10 protein-coding genes and 1 tRNA gene are annotated in these 16,274 nt (G+C 62.3%); 9 read left to right on the top strand and 2 right to left on the bottom strand.

Features of this window, described 5'->3' with window-relative positions; genetic code table 11:
• From SDENCHOL_RS06250 to SDENCHOL_RS06280, 7 genes are all read left to right on the top strand, one after another.
• Positions 1-933: an MlaD family protein gene (locus SDENCHOL_RS06250; RefSeq protein ID WP_154716454.1), complete on the top strand. Its 933-nt coding sequence runs from the start codon at positions 1-3 to the stop codon at positions 931-933.
• Between the two features lie 69 nt (positions 934-1,002).
• A complete protein-coding gene (locus SDENCHOL_RS06255; RefSeq protein ID WP_172955012.1) occupies positions 1,003-1,662 on the top strand; it encodes an ABC-type transport auxiliary lipoprotein family protein in 660 nt (219 codons plus the stop codon).
• A 69-nt stretch (positions 1,663-1,731) separates the two neighbouring features.
• A complete protein-coding gene (petA, locus tag SDENCHOL_RS06260) occupies positions 1,732-2,343 on the top strand; it encodes a ubiquinol-cytochrome c reductase iron-sulfur subunit (RefSeq protein WP_154716456.1) in 612 nt (203 codons plus the stop codon).
• Between the two features lie 3 nt (positions 2,344-2,346).
• Complete coding sequence (locus SDENCHOL_RS06265) at positions 2,347-3,633, top strand: cytochrome b (protein WP_154716457.1); 1,287 nt, start codon at positions 2,347-2,349, stop codon at positions 3,631-3,633.
• Complete coding sequence (locus SDENCHOL_RS06270) at positions 3,630-4,340, top strand: cytochrome c1 (RefSeq protein ID WP_154716458.1); 711 nt, start codon at positions 3,630-3,632, stop codon at positions 4,338-4,340. The genes SDENCHOL_RS06265 and SDENCHOL_RS06270 overlap by 4 nt, the downstream gene beginning before the upstream one ends.
• Before the next feature lie 111 nt (positions 4,341-4,451).
• The gene (locus tag SDENCHOL_RS06275; RefSeq protein ID WP_154716459.1) at positions 4,452-5,048 is read left to right on the top strand and encodes a glutathione S-transferase N-terminal domain-containing protein; all 597 of its coding nucleotides are present in this window, start codon (positions 4,452-4,454) and stop codon (positions 5,046-5,048) included.
• A 31-nt stretch (positions 5,049-5,079) separates the two neighbouring features.
• On the top strand, positions 5,080-5,529 hold the full coding sequence (locus tag SDENCHOL_RS06280) for a ClpXP protease specificity-enhancing factor (protein ID WP_154716460.1): 450 nt from the start codon (positions 5,080-5,082) through the stop codon (positions 5,527-5,529).
• A gap of 27 nt (positions 5,530-5,556) precedes the next feature.
• Here the strand turns inward: SDENCHOL_RS06280 and SDENCHOL_RS06285 are convergent, their stop codons facing one another.
• Together SDENCHOL_RS06285 and SDENCHOL_RS06290 are read right to left on the bottom strand one after the other, a co-directional pair.
• Positions 5,557-6,321 carry a spermidine synthase gene (locus SDENCHOL_RS06285; protein ID WP_197706861.1) on the bottom strand — a complete coding sequence of 255 codons (765 nt, stop codon included), beginning with the start codon at positions 6,319-6,321 and terminating at the stop codon, positions 5,557-5,559.
• Positions 6,322-6,402: 81 nt separating this feature from the next.
• Positions 6,403-6,477, bottom strand: a tRNA-Arg gene (locus SDENCHOL_RS06290).
• 257 nt (positions 6,478-6,734) lie between these two features.
• Between SDENCHOL_RS06290 and SDENCHOL_RS06295 the strand changes: the two genes are divergently transcribed.
• Positions 6,735-8,645, top strand: coding sequence for an ATP-binding cassette domain-containing protein (locus SDENCHOL_RS06295; protein ID WP_154716461.1), 1,911 nt, complete (start codon positions 6,735-6,737; stop codon positions 8,643-8,645).
• Positions 8,646-8,961: 316 nt separating this feature from the next.
• A complete protein-coding gene (locus SDENCHOL_RS06300; RefSeq protein WP_154716462.1) occupies positions 8,962-16,266 on the top strand; it encodes a type I polyketide synthase in 7,305 nt (2,434 codons plus the stop codon).
• Positions 16,267-16,274: the final 8 nt, after the last annotated feature.

The raw sequence follows: 16,274 nt of genomic DNA on the forward strand, positions 1-16,274 counted from the left end.
ATGGAAAATCGTGCCCACGCACTGGCGGCTGGTTTGTTCGTCATCGTTTTCGGTTTGGCGCTGGTACTGGTGGCCTGGTGGTTTGGCGGCACCCGCACGCTGACGCGCGATCTGCTGCTGGTCACGCAATACAACGTGAATGGCCTGAATCCATTGGCGCCGGTACGGTTTCGCGGCATGAAGGCTGGCAAGGTGATCTCCATCACGCTGGATCCGCAGAACAGGCAGAACATTCTGGTGCTGGTGCGCGTGGATGCGGACCTGCCATTGAGCACATCGACCACAGCCCAGTTGAATTCCCAGGGCATCACCGGGCTTTCCTACGTCCAGCTCGATGACAATGCGCAAAGCGCGGAACTGTTGCCGCTGAATGACAAGAAGCCGCCACGCATTCCCTTGCGCCAGACATTGATGGATGCGCTGGGCGATCAGGCCAGCGATATCGTCGGTCAGATCGGCATCCTGACGGCCAACCTCAACCGGGTGCTGAATGAAGAAAACCTGCAGCACTTGAATCGCACCATGAAAAACCTGGAAGCGGCCTCGGACGGCCTGCGTGAGTTGCCGCAACTGGTTGCCGCCGCCAGGGCGGTGCTGTCGGCCGAGAACCTGCAGCGCGTGCAGAACATTCTGGTGCATCTGGAACGCACTGCCGGCGAATCGGCTCCGCTGGCCGTCGAGATGCGTGCGCTGGTCGCTTCCATGCAGAGCCTGAGCACGCAGTTGGAGGCGATGACAGGCGCGGTTGGCAGCGAGCTCGTGACAACCAGCCTGCCGCGTTTCAATGGCCTGATGGGCGATCTGCAGGAGAATTCGCGGCAGATGCGAAATCTTCTCGAAGGACTCGAGACGACGCCGCAGGCATTATTGTTCGGTTATCCCGCGCCGCGCCCCGGTCCGGGTGAGCGTGGTTTCGAGCCTCACGCCAGGTAGGGTGGCGATGGCACGAGAGCACGAAGGTACGAGGATACAAGGATGCACTCCATGCGCAGACCCTTCTTCATGTATATGAAGTCATTTCGATCCGCTTTCTGGCTGGCGCTGGCGGCCGTGCTTGGGCTCGGCGGTTGTTTTGCCGGCGGGGTGCAGAAGGCGGAGCCGGCGCGCTATGACCTTTTCGTCACGCCGCCGACGCAGGCGGCAGCGAATCGAGCCGCTGTCGGGCGTGATGGCCTGCTGCTGTGGCTGGCCGAAATCGAGACGCCGACCTGGCTGGATACGGCGGTAATGCAGTATCGCCTTGAGTATGTAGAGCCAAGGCAGCGCCGGAGCTTCGTGGAAAGCCGCTGGGTGGCGCCGCCGGCGGCCCTGCTCGAGCAGATGGTGCGGCGCAATGAGAGTTTCAGTGGTCGTCAGGGCATGGAAGACTGCCAACTGCATCTGGCACTTGAAGAGTTCATTCAGGAATTTGCTGCGCCCGACAGCAGTCGTGCGCTCATCGAAGTACGGGTTTCCGTGCTGGGCGGCAAGTCACGCGGCATGCCACTGCTCGCGCAGCGCGACTTTCGTCAAACACAGGCGGCGGGCGGCGATGCGCAGAGTGGTGTGGCGGCGTTCGCTGTCTCGGCGCGCGATCTGGTCGCGGAACTGGAGCGCTGGCTGGCCGGTCTGCAGCAGGAATCACCCGCGCTGATGGCCTCCTGCCGTGCCCATGTGCCGTGATTCTGTTCAAGTTTGCCCGGGTTTCGAGTATAATTTTCGATTTGAGCATTTCCCCTTTAGGAACGGATCATGGGTTGTGAAGACAACAATGTTGATTGTGGCAGGCGACGACTGATCGTCACGACTGCTGCGGTCGGCGGCGCTGCGGGAGTGACTGCCGTCGTGCCGTTTGTGGCCAGCATGCTGCCGTCTGAGCGCGCCAAGGCGGCAGGCGCTCCGGTCGAGGTGGATACCAGCAAGCTTGCTCCTGGCCAGATGATGGTTGTCGAATGGCGCGGCCAGCCGGTGTGGATCGTCAATCGCACCAAAGAAATGCTTGATTCGTTGCGTCAGGTGGATGGTGAGGTCAGCGATCCGCATTCCGAAAAGCCGATGCAGCCGGATTACTGCAGGAACGATACGCGTTCGATCAAGCCGGAAATCCTCGTGGCTGTCGGCATCTGCACCCATCTGGGCTGCTCGCCGACCGAGAAATTCAAGACCGGCGACACTGCGGAATCCGGTGTCGCGGACAATTGGCATGGCGGTTTCCTTTGCCCTTGCCATGGTTCCACCTTCGATCTGGCCGGCCGTGTTTTCAAGAGCAAGCCCGCTCCGGACAACCTCGTCATTCCGCCGCACAAGTATCTGAGCGATAACACGATCATCATTGGCATCGGCCAGGATGGCAAGGAGGCCTGAGGAATGAGCGGCAAACTGACACAATTGCTGGGCTGGGTCGATCAGCGCTTCCCGCTGATGTCGATGTATCGCGACCACATGTCCGAGTATTACGCGCCGAAGAATTTCAATTTCTGGTATTTCTTTGGCTCGCTGGCGTTGCTGGTGTTGGTGAATCAGGTGGTTACCGGCATTTTCCTGACCATGCACTACAAGCCGGATGCGGCGCTGAATGCGGCCGGCGTGCCGGTGGCATTCGCCAGCGTTGAATACATCATGCGCGATGTGCCCTGGGGCTGGCTGATCCGCTACATGCATTCGACCGGCGCTTCGGCTTTCTTCATCGTCGTCTATCTGCACATGTTCCGTGGCCTGATCTACGGTTCCCATCGCGCGCCGCGTGAGCTGGTTTGGATCATCGGCATGCTGATCTTCCTCTGTCTGATGGCCGAGGCTTTCTTCGGCTATCTGCTGCCCTGGGGACAGATGTCCTTCTGGGGCGCCCAGGTGATCGTCAACCTGTTCTCGGCGATTCCCGTCATCGGCCCGGATTTCTCGGTCTGGCTGCGTGGTGACTTCGTTGTCGGCGATGCCACGCTGAATCGCTTCTTCGCCTTCCACGTCATCCTCGTGCCGCTGATCCTGCTGGCGTTGGTCGTAGCCCACCTGATTGCCCTGCATGAAGTCGGCTCGAACAACCCGGATGGTGTGGAGATCAAGAAAAAGAAGAACGACAAGGGCATTCCGCTGGATGGCATTCCTTTCCATCCCTACTACACGGTGAAGGACATCGTCGGCGTGGTGGTGTTCCTGATGGTCTTCGCCCTGGTGATCTTCTTCGCACCGGAAGGCGGCGGCTACTTCCTCGAATACAACAATTTCTTCCCGGCCGATCCCTTGAAGACGCCGCCGCACATCGCGCCGGTCTGGTACTTCACGCCCTTCTATTCGCTGCTGCGTGCGGTCACCTATCCGCTCTTCGGCATCGATGCGAAGTTCTGGGGCGTGGTGGCGATGGGCGGTGGCGTGGCGATCTTCATCCTCCTGCCCTGGCTGGATCGCAGTCCGGCGAAGTCGATCCGCTATCGCGGCCCGATTTTCAAGACACTGCTGACGATTTTCATCGTCGCCTTCTTCATCCTCGGCTTCCTGGGCACCAAGCCGCCGCAGTATGAGTTTTTTGGCGTGATTCCGGGGGCGCCGATTGCCCAGATTCTCAGCGCCTATTACTTCCTCTTCTTCCTGACGATGCCGATCTGGTCGCGTATCGACAAGTGCAAACCCGAACCGGAAAGGGTCACGGGAAAATGAAAAAGCTCATTTTCATTCTGTTGTTTGCCCCGTTGCTGGCCTTTGCTTCCGATGCCGGCATCCATCTGGACAAGGCGCCGGATCGCTCAGGAAATCTGCCGGCCTTGCAAAACGGGGCCAAGGTCTTCGTCAATTACTGCATGGGCTGCCATGGCGCTTCGTTCATGCGTTACAACCGCCTGCAGGAATTGGGCTTGAGCGATGAACAGATCAAGAACAACCTGATCTTCTCCGAGGCCAAGGTCGGTGATCTGATGTCCATCGCCATGCGTCCGGCTGAAGGCAAGCTGTGGTTTGGGGCCACGCCGCCCGATTTGACCCTGGTGGCGCGTGCCCGGGCTTCTGAAAATGGCACCGGGGCCGACTGGCTGTATACCTATCTGCGGGGCTTCTATCGCGACGAGACGCGTCCAACCGGCTGGAACAACGTGGCTTTCGACAACGTCGGCATGCCGCATGCCCTGTGGGAGCTGCAGGGACAGCAGGTCATGGGCGAGGATCACAAGCTGGTGCTTGCCGTGCCCGGCACACTCCAGCCGGAGGAGTATGATGCCCTGGTGGCCGACCTGGTGGGTTTCCTCCAGTACATGAGTGAGCCCGTCGCTCGCACACGCCAGAATGTCGGTATCGGCGTGCTGCTTGGTCTGGCCGTGTTGTTCGTCTTTGCCTACTTGCTCAAGCGCGAGTACTGGAAAGACGTACATTAATTTTCCAATTAACCGAACTGCGCAATGTTGCATATGGGGCATCGAGAAAATGATTCACCAGCGGTCCGCCGCGTGGTGCGTGATGCCGACTATTCCTGGGGTACGAGTACCATGATGAACCTGTACTCGGGCACCACGTGCCCGTTCAGCCATCGCTGCCGCATCGTCCTGTACGAGAAGCAGATGGATTTTCAGGTGATTGACGTTGACCTGTTCAACAAGCCGGAAGACATCGCGGTGATCAATCCTTATAACCGTGTTCCAGTTCTGGTCGATCGCGATCTCGTTCTTTACGAATCCAACATCATCAATGAGTACATTGATGAACGTTTTCCGCATCCCCAGTTGATGCCGCCTGATCCCATCATGCGAGCGCGTGCCCGTCAGCTGTTGTTCACGATGGAGCACGAACTGTTCAGTCACATCGATGCGCTGGAGAAGAACCTCAAGTCTGCCGAGAAGTCGCGTCAGCACGTACGCGATCGTCTGACCGAGCTGGCATCGATCTTCACCAAGCAGAAACACATGCTTGGCGAAGAGTTTTCGATGCTGGATGTGGCGATTGCTCCCTTGCTCTGGCGTCTCGATCATTACGGGATCGAGCTCGGCAAGGCCGCCGCGCCGCTGATGAAGTACGCGGAGCGTATTTTCAGCCGCCAGGGCTTCATCGATGCGCTGACGCCATCCGAAAAAGTGATGCGCCGCTGAAATCGCGCATCACGCCTGGCGAGCTGCGGTCATGAGCACTGAAGAACAGATCCCGTCGCTCAAGCCCTATCTTGTGCGCGCCATCCATGAGTGGTGTTGCGAGAACGGCTATACGCCCTACCTTGCGGTTGCCGTCGACACGCATACCCGCGTGCCGCGCGAGTACGTCAAGGATGGGCAAATCGTTCTGAATCTCGGGCCTGAAGCCACTCATCAACTGGTGATGGGCAACGAATTGATCACTTTTTCTGCGCGCTTCAATGGCGTGGCGCAGGGCTTGTCGGTTCCCGTCGATAACGTCGCGGCAATTTATGCTCGCGAAAATGGCCAGGGCATGGCCTTTGAGCCCGTTGTGCGTGAAAGCGAGCCTGAACTCGTGGCTGAGACGGGTATCGGCGATGCCATTGCCAGCGAGGATGCCGGCGCGTCTTCTGCCCAGCCACCTGCCGCTGGCAAATCTCATCTGACGCGTATCAAGTAACCCGCTGCGCTGAGCTCTGCTGCCTGATCAAAGCACCAGGCTGCCGCCGATCAGAAGCTGGTTTTGCTCCAGACGACTGATCGTCGATCGCAGATCCAGACCCGTCGTCGATTTGAGCGTGTGCGCCCGTTCACGCATTTCTTCAGTGGTAACGGTGAGCGGTTCGCCGGTGGCGGCAAAGGCGATCGCATTCCCGCTGTCCAGCGAGGGAAAGACCATGGCACGTCCGGCGTAAGCCTTGCGCAGGCGCTCGATCGCTGCGTGAAAGCCCCGGCTGCGGCCAAGCAGATTGCTGATCGCCAGGCCGCGTTCGCTGAGACGGGAGCGGCAGGCGGCATGAAATTCCAGGCTGTCGAGCTTGCCGGCGCGTCCGGCGGCATTGTAGCCATCGACGAAGATGGCATCGTAGCGCCCGCGCGTCTGCTGGATGAATTCGAGGCCGTCGGCAATCCGCAGTTTCAGGCGTTGCGGATCCACCGGAAGGGAAAAATACTGCTGGGCGATCGGCACGATGCGTTCGTCGATTTCGACGACGGTCGTGCATGTCTCGGGCAGGTTGCGGTAGATGAACTTGGCCAGCGAGCCGGCGCCCAGGCCGATCAGCAGCACGCGCCGTGGCCATGCCGGTTCCGTGCGCAGCAGCAGGGCGGCCATCATTTCCCGCGTATAGGCGAGTTCGAGCGCGAAGGGCCGACGGATGCGCATGGCGCCCTGCACCCAGTCGGAGCCGAAGTGCAGGTAGCGCACGCCGGCTTTCTCGCTGATTTCGATCGGATGATCCAGTGCGGACATGGATGGCGAGACGTTTGCGCAGGACGGAAGGTGGCGAGTTGTGAGCGCACGCAGCAGCGTGCGGTTTCAGCATTCAGGGAATGGCCTCCTCGACAGGAATCGAACCTGTATCTCACGCTTAGGAGGCGCGTGCACTATCCGTTGTGCTACGAGGAGAAAGAGAATGGGGCCGTTTCCGCATTGGCGCGGCCCGCCATTCTACCGGCTGACGTATAATCCCGCCAGATTTGGTGGCGGTTTTTCTGCCCCTGCTCATTTCAGTGGCCGTGATTTCCGCAGCCCAACTCCCAGCCTCCAAACCTCAATCCCCAAATCCTTATCGGCCAGCGTTGCGCATCGTCGTCGTGCATTGTGAATGATGAGCGCGGCCAGGTCCGACGGCTGCGTGCCCCGGTGGCCGACTACATACCGTTATGCCCCTGCTGACCCTGGATGATGCCTGCCTGGCCTATGGTCATGTCGCCCTGCTCGATCACGTCTCGATGCAGATCGATAATGGCGAGCGGATTGCGCTGATCGGCCGCAACGGCAGCGGCAAATCCTCGCTGTTGCGGGCTTTGGCCGGTACGACGGCGCTCGACGATGGCCGGCTCTGGGTGCAGCCCGGCGCGCGGCTTGCCTATGTGCCGCAGGAGCCGGCGTTCGATCCCGAACGGACGATCTACGAAACCATTGCCGCCGGTTTGGGCAGGGTCAGCCAGTTGCTGCTGGCCTATCACGAGGCGATCCATGCGCTGGCGCAGGATGCCAGTCCGGAACGTCTCGAACAGCTCGAGGAACTGCAGGCGCAGCTCGAGCATGCCGATGGCTGGCGCATCCATACCCGGGTCGAGCAGGCGATCACGCGCTTTGCGCTCGATGCCGAGGCGCGTATCGGCACATTGTCCGGCGGCGGCATCAAGCGTGTCGCGCTGACCCAGGCGCTGGCCATGGAGCCGGATCTGCTGTTGCTCGATGAACCGACCAACCATCTCGATCTCGATGGCATCCTCTGGTTGGAAACCCTGATCCGTGATTTTCGCGGGGGCGTGCTGGTGATTACGCATGATCGCAGCTTCCTCGATGCGATCGCGACACGCGTGCTCGAGCTGGATCGCGGCAGGCTGAACAGCTATCCCGGTTCGTTTGCCGCCTATCAGGAGCGCAAAACCGCCGAATTGGCCGCCGAAGCCCAGCAGCAGGCCCGGTTCGACAAGTTCCTCGCCCAGGAAGAGGTCTGGATACGCAAGGGCGTCGAGGCCAGGCGTACGCGCAACGAAGGCCGGGTGCTGCGTCTGGAGGGATTGCGGCGCGAGCGGGCGGCACGGCGTGAGCGACTTGGCAATGTCGAATTGCAACTGGTGCGCGGCGAACAATCGGGCAAGCTGGTGGCCGAACTCGATGGCGTGAGCAAGGGTTTTGGCGGGCGCATGGTGGTGCGCGATTTTTCCTGCCGCATCCTGCGCGGCGACAAGATCGGCCTGATCGGCCCGAATGGTGCGGGTAAAACCACCCTGCTCAAGCTGATTCTCGGCGAACTGGCGCCGGATGCCGGCCGGGTGCGCTTGGGCACGCGGCTGGAAGTGGCCTACTTCGACCAGTTCCGCAGCGCCCTGGATGAGGAAGCCACGCTGGCGGAGGTGATCAGTCCGGGCTCGGAGTACGTCGAGATCGGCGGTCAGCGCAAGCATGTGATCGGTTATCTGGGCGAATTCCTGTTCGCTCCCGAGCGCGCCCGCTCGCCGGTCAAGTCGCTGTCCGGTGGCGAGCGCAACCGTCTGCTGCTGGCGCGCCTGTTTGCCCGGCCGGCGAACGTGCTGGTACTCGATGAGCCGACCAATGACCTGGATATCGAAACCCTGGAGCTGCTCGAATCACTGTTGCAGGACTATGCCGGCACCCTGTTCCTGGTCAGCCACGATCGGCGTTTTCTCGACAACGTGGTGACCCAGAGCATCGTTGCCGAAGGCGATGGCGTTTGGCGCGAGTATGCCGGTGGTTACGAGGACTGGCTGGCGGCACGGGCAAGAGCGGAGCGAATGCGCAACGAATCCGCCGCGCCGGCTGTCGCGACCGTGGCCAAGGGAAGCCCGGCTGCGCCTGTGCGCCGTGAGTCCGGCAACAAGCTCAGTTATCGTGAAACCCAGGAGCTTGCGCAACTGCCCGATCGCATCACTGCGCTGGAGGCGGAGCAGTCGCTGATTGCGCAGCGCCTGGCAAGCGGGAGCATCTATCGGGAGACGCCGGATGAGGCCCGGGCCTTGCAGGCGCGGGCGACACTGCTCGAGGCGGAGCTTGAACAACTGATGTCGCGCTGGGAGGAACTGGAGAGCCGGACCGCCTGACGGATGGTTGTGTCATTCATAAAAGCGTGGTTTTCTTCTTGTCTGCAAATGTCCGGAGATTGGCTGTCATTGCCTGCAAATCACGGTAATTCTTCGCGCCAGACCGTGCGTCGAGCTTGCACCTGGACATGAATGGTTTTATTATTTTTTGTCATGATTATGGTGGTCTGGCAGATTTTTCGGAGAAACCGGATATTGAGGCCGGGTGAATAAGCGGCGTTGCCCAGGGGTGCCGTAAAAAGCGCGGGTCGGCGGGAAAGACCGGTAAAAAAGATGGCGGCCAAATGAAGAACCGATATTTCCAGCAGGAATACTGATGCCCGCAGCGACTCTGACTCCGACTTCCCAAGATACAGTTGCCGATTTCACCGAGTGGCAGCGCCTGCGTCAGGACGTGGTGGCCGAATCCTTGCGTGTGCTGGGCATTACCCCGCTGGAACGGGCGGATTTGTCTCTGGCGCGCGCTTTCTGCAAGCAGAAGGCGGCGGTGGCAATCGATCTGGGACGCAACGCCGACAGCCACGCAGAAGTCCTGGCCTTCATTGCCGGTCTGCCCGCTGCGTTGGCGAACTCGGGCTGTTGCGGCATCCGCATTCCCGACCATGTCGGCATCAAACCGCAGGATCTGCCGGCAACAACCGGCTTCGTCGTACTGACGGCCGAGCGCAAGCTGAAGAGCTGGGTCGCGCGTTTCCCGGTCGTGGTGCAGGTAACGACGCTGGATGAGGCGCGTACGGCCCTGGCCGGCGGCGCTCACGGCCTGATCGCCAAGGGCCAGGAGAGCGGCGGGCCGGTCGGCGAGGAGAGCGCCTTCATCCTGCTCCAGCGCGTCCTGGATCTCGTTGCGGAACAGCAGCTTGCGGTGCCCGTGTGGTGCCAGGGCGGCATCGGCCTGCACACCGCAGCGGCGGCGATTGCCGGCGGCGCTTTTGGCGTGGTGCTCGACAGCCAGCTGGCGTTGCTGAGCGAATGCCGGCTGCCCGAAGCGATCAAGAGCGATATCCGCGCCATGGATGGCAGCGAAACCCGGCTGCTGGGCGGCTACAGCGTTTATTCGCGTCCGGGTCTGCCGGTTGCCGAATATGGCGACCTGCCGGCGGCTGAAGCCCGCCGCTTGATGGCATGGCCAGCGGAGCAGCCCGTTCTGCCGCTTGGCCAGGATGCGGCGCTGGCCAAGGCATTGACTGCGCAATGCTCGAATCTCGAATCCCTGTTGAATACCTTGCGCATGAGCATCGCCGGTCATCTGCGGCAGGCAGTGCAGCTCGATCCGCTGGCCGAGCATGCGCCGCTGGCACGGGCGCATGGCATGCGTTTTCCAATCGCCCAAGGGCCGATGACGCGGGTTAGCGACACGGCGGGATTTGCCGCCGCAGTTGCCGAAAACGGTGCACTACCGTTCCTGGCGTTGTCGTTGATGCGTGAGGATGCCGCGCGCAAACTGCTGGAGGAAACCCGCCAGGCCGTTGGCCAGCGAAGCTGGGGTGTCGGCGTGCTCGGTTTTGCGCCGGCCGAAATACTGAATCCCCAGTTGGCGTTGATCCAGGAATTTCGGCCGTCCGTGGCCTTGCTCGCCGGTGGCCGGCCGTCGCAGGCGCGCATGCTGGCAGAGCAGGGCATTCCGGCGTATCTGCATGTGCCTTCACCGGGGTTGCTGAGTCTGTTCCTGAAAGATGGCGCGCGGCATTTCGTCTTCGAGGGGCGTGAGTGCGGCGGCCATATCGGGCCGCGTTTCAGCTTCATGCTCTGGGAGCAACAGCTGCAGGTCCTGCAGGATTTCGAGCATCCGGAGGAGTTGCACATCCTGTTTGCCGGCGGTATCCACGATGCGCGCTCGGCGGCCATGGTCACTGCGGCGGGCGCCGGCCTGGCTGCCCGTGGGGCAAAGATCGGCGTGCTGATGGGCTCTGCCTACATCATGACGCGCGAGGCCGTCGCCAGCGGAGCCATCAACAGGAATTTCCAGAAGAAAGTGGTTGCCGGCGGTTCGACGACGCTGCTGGAAACCGCGCCGGGCCATGCGACGCGCTGCCTGCATTCGGATTTCGTCGGCCAGTTCAATGCCGAGAAGCAGCGTCTGCAGGATGCCGGGCTGGATCCGCAGGCCGTCTGGAAGGCGCTGGAAGGCTTCAATGTCGGGCGTCTGCGCGTGGCAACCAAGGGCGTGCGCCGCGAGGGCGAGCAGTTGGTCAAGCTGAACAGCGAAATCCAGCAGGCGGAAGGCATGTACATGATCGGCCAGGTGGTGGCCTTGCGGCATGCCGTCATCAGCATGGCCGAGCTGCATGCGGCGATCAGCGCGGGCTCGTCAAGTCTGCTGCGGCAGTGCCAGCCGCCCGCACTGCCGCAGGCGGAAAATGCCGAACCGATTGCGGTGATCGGCATGTCCTGCATCTATCCCGGCTCGCCGGACCTGGAGAGCTATTGGGCGAACATCGTCGAAGGCCGCAATCTGGTGACGGAAGTGCCGGCAGAGCGCTGGAATGTCGGTCTCTATTACCAGGAAGGCCAGGCCGGCAAGGGCAAGACGCCGAGCAAGTGGGGCGGCTTCATCGGCGAGGTCGCCTTCGATCCCCTGCGTTACGGCATTCCGCCGCAATCGCTGGCGGCCATCGAGCCGGCGCAACTGCTGAGTCTGGAAACCGCCAGCCGCGCGCTTGCCGATGCGGGCTACGCCAGCGGCGATCAGGAAGGGCGGTTTTTCGATCGCGAGAAGACTTCGGTCATCTTCGGCGCCGAGTCGGGCACGGATCTGCTGAATGCCTACGTCTTCCGCAACGGCTATGCCCAGTATCTGGGCGAAATGCCGGCCGAGCTCGATGCCGTGCTGCCGGAGCTGACCGAGGATTCCTTTCCCGGCATCCTGGTCAATGTCATCGCCGGGCGCATCGCCAATCGTCTCGGCCTGGGCGGCGTCAACTATTCCGTCGATGCGGCCTGCGCCAGCTCGCTGACCGCCATTGAACTGGCGGTGAAGGAATTGCGCAGCGGCAGCAGCGACATGGTGTTGGCCGGCGGTGCCGACTTCCACAACAGCATCAATGATTTTCTGATGTTCGCCAGCGTCAAGGCCTTGTCGCCGACGGGCCTGTGCCGCTCTTTCGACGATTCGGCGGACGGCATTTGCCTTGGCGAAGGCGTCGGGGTGGTCGTCCTGAAACGTCTGAGTGATGCGGAGCGCGACGCCGATCGCATCTATGCCGTGATCAACGGCGTGGCTGGCTCCAGCGACGGCAAGGGGTTGGGGCTGACCGCGCCGCGCAAGGAAGGGCAGAAGCGCGCGCTTGAACGCGCCTACTGGCAGGCCGGCGTGCTGCCGGGCGAGGTCGGCCTGGTCGAGGCGCATGGCACGGGCACGGTGGTCGGTGATCGCACCGAATTGCAGACCCTGACGGAAATCTACACCGCCGGCGGCGCATTGCCGCATGGCGCCGGGCTGGGGTCGGTGAAGAGCCAGATCGGCCACACCAAATGCGCCGCCGGCATCGCCGGCTTCATCAAGGTGGCCAAGGCCCTGCATCACAGGGTGCTGCCGCCGACACTGCACATCACGCAGCCGAATGCCGGCTACGATGCGGCGCACAGCCCATTCATGCTGAATCGTCAGGCCATGCCCTGGCCGAGCACCGCGGCACGCGGTTCGGTCAGCGCCTTCGGCTTTGGCGGCACCAATTTCCATGCGGTCCTCTCGGCCTATACCGGCTGTGGCAAGTCCGGCAATCCGGTAGCCAGCGGCAACGTCAAGTGGATGGCCGAAGTGTTCCTGTTTCGTGGCGCCTCCTTCGCGGATGCCGCGCAGCACATGCAGCAGCTTGGCCGCTTTCTGCGCGAATCGGACGCGCCGCTGCGGCTGCGCGACATTGCCTATACCGTGGTGAATTCGGCCGACGGCCCGGTGCAGTGCAGCATCGTCGCGCGTGATGTCGATGACCTGATCTTCAAGCTGGAATGCGCGCATCTGCGTGAAAAACAGGACGGCGTGCATTACCGGCAGACCGAGGTGCATGGCAAGCTGGCTTTCGTCTTTCCGGGACAGGGCAGTCAAAGCCCGGGAATGCTGCAGGATCTGTTTGTCGCCTTTCCGGCCTTGCAGGAGATTCTGCTGCAGGGCGCTGCTTGGCGCGAGGCGTTGTTCCCGCCGACCGCCTATACCCGCGAGCAGCAGCAACAGCAGCAAAAGACCATCACCGATACGCGCGTGGCGCAGCCGGCGCTGGGTATGGCGGATTACGCCATGGCCACGCTGCTGCAGGCGCTGAACGTCAAGCCGGACATGCTGGCTGGCCACAGCTACGGGGAACTGGTCGCCCTGGCGGTGGCGGGGTGTTATGAACTGCCCGAACTGCTGCGTCTCAGTGAGCAGCGCGGCATTGCCATCCTGGCGGCGGCGGGCGCCGACCCCGGCCGCATGGCTGCCGTCAGCGCGGGGCGCGCCGAGCTGGAAGCGCTCTTCCCAGCCGGATCCGGCGTCGTTCTGGCCAACCAGAACAGCCCGGCACAGACCGTCATTTCCGGCAGCACGCCGGCAATCGAGGCGGCATTGGCGCTGCTCAAGGAGCAGGGCGTGGCCGCCCGTTCCATCGAGGTTGCTTGCGCCTTCCACTCACCCGTGGTGGCAGCGGCCGCGCAGCGCTTTGCGGCGATCCTCGACGGCGTCGATCTGCAGGCGCCGTCAGCGCTGGTCTATTCCAACGTCAGTGCCCAGCCCTATCCGGCGGATGCCAGGCGTATCAAGCAACAACTGGCGGAGCAGATCGCCAGGCCGGTGCGTTTCGTCGAACAGATCGAGCAGATGTATGCCGATGGCGCGCGCATTTTTGTCGAAGCCGGCCCGGCCCGCGTCCTCAGTGGTTTGATCGAAAAGATACTGGCCGGCAAACCGCATCTGGTGGTGGCGACCGATCAGAAGGGGCAGCCCGGCATTCCGACGCTGCTCGAAGCGGTTGCCCGGCTGGCCGTGGCATTGGATGGACTCACGCCGGAGCCGCTGTGGGCGGGGCGTGAAGTGAGCATGCTCGACCTGAGCAAGCCGCAGAAACTTGCCGCCACCTGCTGGCTGGTCAATGGTGCGCGCGCCCGCCCACGTCATGGCGAGGCGCCGCGTCATGCCGGGAAAGTCGTCACCCGTCCGTTGCAGTTGCAGTTCGGCAGCCAGATGGCGCAGATTCCGCAGGCGCCTGCGGATCAGGCCGTGTTCCATTATCTGAACAACATGCGTGATCTGGTTCAGGCGCAGCGCGACGTGATGCTCGGGCTGCTCGGCGCGCCTGTAACTGCATCCGCACCTGGCGCGATGCCTGCACTGCCGTACCGGGGGAGCGTATCCGGCACGCCGGGCATGGGCAGCGCGCCTGAACGACCCGCAGCCGCAGACGTTACGGCAATGGCGATGGACGCGCGGTCGACAGCGCAAACGGCAGCCAGTGGCCGCAATGTGCGCGATGTCTTGCTGGCGATCGTCAGCGAGCGCACCGGTTATCCCGTCGACATGCTCGATCCGGAGCTCGATCTGGAGGGCGATCTGTCGATCGACTCGATCAAGCGCGTCGAAATCATGGGCGAGCTGTCCGAGCGCATGGGTTTGCGCCGTCTGCTGGGCGCGGGTGCGGATGCCATGCTCGAACAGTTGGCGGCACAGAAAACCCTGCATGCGATCACGGCCTGGCTGCATGATCATCTGCCGGCGGGCAACGACGCTGCAGCGGCGGTGGCGCAGGATGAATCTCCGGCGTCGAACCTGTCCGCAACGCCCGTGCCGGCACGCCTCGATGCGCATCAAGTCTTGCTGGCCGTCGTCAGCGAACGTACCGGCTATCCTGCGGAGGTGCTGGATCTCGATCTGGATCTGGAGGCGGATCTGTCGGTGGATTCCATCAAGCGCCTGGAGATCGTCGGTGAACTGTCCGAGCGTCTGGGCCTGCAAAACACGCTGCGCGACAAGGATGCCGCGCTGGAAACCCTGGCCGCGCTGAAGACCTTGCGGGCGATCGTCGATTGGCTGAAGCTCAATGCCGACAGTGGAGTGAATGAGCAGGATGGGTCGCCAGGAGCGTCGGCCGTCGATCTGGCTGAAGGTGCAGGCGAAGCTGGAAATGAAGGTAAAAATGGAGCCGATGCAGGCCAGCGCATGGCGCTTTCGCGGTATGTCATGCAAAGCGTTCAGGCGCCCGAGGCCGTCAAGGGCCGGCAGGACGGGCAACAGGCTTTTGCCGGCAAGCACTTCCTGATTACCGACGATGAGCTCGGGGTGGCGACGTGCCTGGCAACGCGGCTGGCGGCGTATGGTGCGACGGCGCAGGTGATCAGTTTTTCCGAACACGCCGCCTTGCCGGAAAGCCTGGAACAGGTTGATGGACTGATCCATCTGTTCGGTCTGAATTCGATTGCCCGGGTGCGGGATGCCAAGCGTTTCTTCAATCTGGTCCGCGATACCCTGCTGCACAAGGCTTCCTACTTGCTGGTGGCGAGCGGCCTGGGCGGCAACTTCGGGCGCAGCGGCACGCCCGGCCCGAAGATTCCGGAAGATTTCGGCCATGGCGCCGGCATGGCCGGCATGCTCAAGACGGTGGCCAGGGAGTGGCCCGAGGTCAAGGTGCATTACGTGGATCTCGACATCACCGAGCCTGCCGATGAACTGGCCGCCTACCTGGAGATCGAACTGCTCGCCGAGAATCCGTTGACGGAAGTCAGCTATCGCGAGGGCAGTCGCCATCTGCTCAAGGTGGTCGAGTCTTCCCTGCCGCTGGCAGCCGAAATCAATCATCTGGCGCTCGACAGGAACAGCGTGGTCATGCTCACCGGCGGCGCGCGCGGCATTACGGCGCACCTGGCCGTGGCGCTGGCACGACGCTATGGCTGCCAGCTCGAGTTGGTGGGGCGCTCGCCTCTGCCGGCGGGCGAGGAAAATGCGGAAACGCGCGCCGCAACCGATCTCAAATCCTTGCGTCAGTTGCTGATCCGCCAGCATCCCGAACTCAAGCCGATCGAAATCGAGCAGCATTGCTCGCAGATCCTGGCCGCGCGCGAGATTCGCAATACCTTCGCGCAGATCGAGGCGGCCGGTGGGCGAGTGAATTACTCGGCCATCGATGTGCGCGATATCGATGCCTTCGCGGCTTATATCGAGGCGCTGTATCAGCGCTATGGACGCATCGACGGGGTGATTCATGGCGCCGGCGTGGTCGAGGACAAGCTGCTGCGCCACAAGACGCCAGAAAGCTTTCAGCGCGTCTTCGACACCAAGGTACGCGGCGCGCTGATGCTCTACAAGCTGTTGCGCGACGATGTCGGATTCGTGGTTTTTTTCTCCAGCGTGGCCAGCGCCTTCGGCAACAAGGGGCAGGTCGATTATGCAACCGCCAATGACGTGCTCGACAAGATTGCCCATGCCCTGCAGCTTCGCGTCAAGGGGCGCGTGCTGTCGGTGAATTGGGGGCCATGGGCCGGAACCGGCATGGTTTCCGCCGAGCTGGAGCGCGAATATGCGCGCAAGGGAATCGGCCTGATTCCCGTCAGGGAAGGCGTCGAGGCGCTGTTGCAGGAGTTGGAATTCGGCAGCCGGGAAGACACTCAGGTCGTATTCATGTGTGCCACGCCCGAGAGCATGGGCATGGCCTATTAAGGTGTACC

The organism is Sterolibacterium denitrificans (assembly GCF_900174485.1).
Classification (GTDB): Bacteria; Pseudomonadota; Gammaproteobacteria; order Burkholderiales; family Rhodocyclaceae; genus Sterolibacterium; species Sterolibacterium denitrificans.

Excerpts from the sequence above, each read along its gene's own strand:
- SDENCHOL_RS06250 (WP_154716454.1), top strand. The coding sequence starts at position 1 with ATGGAAAATCGTGCCCACGCACTGGCGGCTGGTTTGTTCGTCATCGTT.
- SDENCHOL_RS06255 (WP_172955012.1), top strand. The coding sequence starts at position 1,003 with ATGTATATGAAGTCATTTCGATCCGCTTTCTGGCTGGCGCTGGCGGCC.
- petA (WP_154716456.1), top strand. The coding sequence starts at position 1,732 with ATGGGTTGTGAAGACAACAATGTTGATTGTGGCAGGCGACGACTGATC.
- SDENCHOL_RS06265 (WP_154716457.1), top strand. The coding sequence starts at position 2,347 with ATGAGCGGCAAACTGACACAATTGCTGGGCTGGGTCGATCAGCGCTTC.
- SDENCHOL_RS06270 (WP_154716458.1), top strand. The coding sequence starts at position 3,630 with ATGAAAAAGCTCATTTTCATTCTGTTGTTTGCCCCGTTGCTGGCCTTT.
- SDENCHOL_RS06275 (WP_154716459.1), top strand. The coding sequence starts at position 4,452 with ATGATGAACCTGTACTCGGGCACCACGTGCCCGTTCAGCCATCGCTGC.
- SDENCHOL_RS06280 (WP_154716460.1), top strand. The coding sequence starts at position 5,080 with ATGAGCACTGAAGAACAGATCCCGTCGCTCAAGCCCTATCTTGTGCGC.
- SDENCHOL_RS06285 (WP_197706861.1), bottom strand. The coding sequence starts at position 6,321 with ATGTCCGCACTGGATCATCCGATCGAAATCAGCGAGAAAGCCGGCGTG.
- SDENCHOL_RS06295 (WP_154716461.1), top strand. The coding sequence starts at position 6,735 with ATGCCCCTGCTGACCCTGGATGATGCCTGCCTGGCCTATGGTCATGTC.
- SDENCHOL_RS06300 (WP_154716462.1), top strand. The coding sequence starts at position 8,962 with ATGCCCGCAGCGACTCTGACTCCGACTTCCCAAGATACAGTTGCCGAT.